Origin of the sequence: Streptomyces diastatochromogenes (assembly GCF_002242805.1) — a bacterium.
GTDB lineage: Bacteria > Actinomycetota > Actinomycetes > Streptomycetales > Streptomycetaceae > Streptomyces > Streptomyces diastatochromogenes.
In genome coordinates, this window is sequence record NZ_MCGQ01000224.1 from 1 (window position 1) to 801 (window position 801).

1 protein-coding gene is annotated in these 801 nt (G+C 69.3%); it reads right to left on the bottom strand.

The annotated features are described in order from the left end of the window. The coding region (locus BEK98_RS47725) for a beta-galactosidase (RefSeq protein WP_208643458.1) at positions 1–801 on the bottom strand (801 nt) is incomplete at both ends.

An 801-nucleotide genomic window follows, 5' to 3' on the forward strand; every position in this document is an offset into this window, starting at 1 on the left:
GCGTACCCGGTGCGCGGGCCGAGGACGAGGTGGCCGCCAGCGTGGGCGTAGGCGACGAGCCAGTCGAGCGTGGCGTCGCCGACGACGTACAGGGCCGGGACGACGAGGACCGGGTGGCGTCGCACGGCCTCCTCGGGCGTCATCCCCTCCCGCTGCCCGCTGGGGTCGTGCAACTGCCGGGCATGGATGATCCGTACCTGGCGGCCCGCGTCGAAGGCGCCACGGTAGAAGAAGATCCGGTGGTACGCGGCGGGATCCGGTTCGCCCCCGGAGGTCGCGAGCGGCGGGTACTTCTGCATCAGCCACTTGCTCGGCATCGAGTAGACCATCGCGATGTCGGCGTCCGGCTCGATCCCCGCGACGAGCGGGCCCGCCTTGTCGAACTCGGCTCCCAGAAGGGCCAGTTCGGCGTACGTACGGCCTGGCTGTCCGCTGTGCGGCAGGACACCGCCCCAGTAGGTCTCCGCGCCGAAGCGCAGCGTCTGCCACTGCCAGTACTCGATCATCCGGGCTCCGCGAGCGACGTGCGCCCACGCGGCCTGCCGCCACTGACCGTCGTAACCGGGGCGGTTGTCCCAGGCGAAACCGATGGAGTTCGCGTTGGTCTCGGTGACCAGGAACGGTGCCTGGAGGGAGGAGAACATCCAGTCGGCGGTCTGGTACATCGACCACACCCCGGTGGTCTTCCAGATCTGCTCGTGGTTCTCGGGCGTGGGATCGGGGAGCAGCAGGCCGTCCTGCATGTCGTAGTACGGGTTGCCGGAGGCGATGTCGAGACGGTCCGTCATCTCGTCGTCCTCC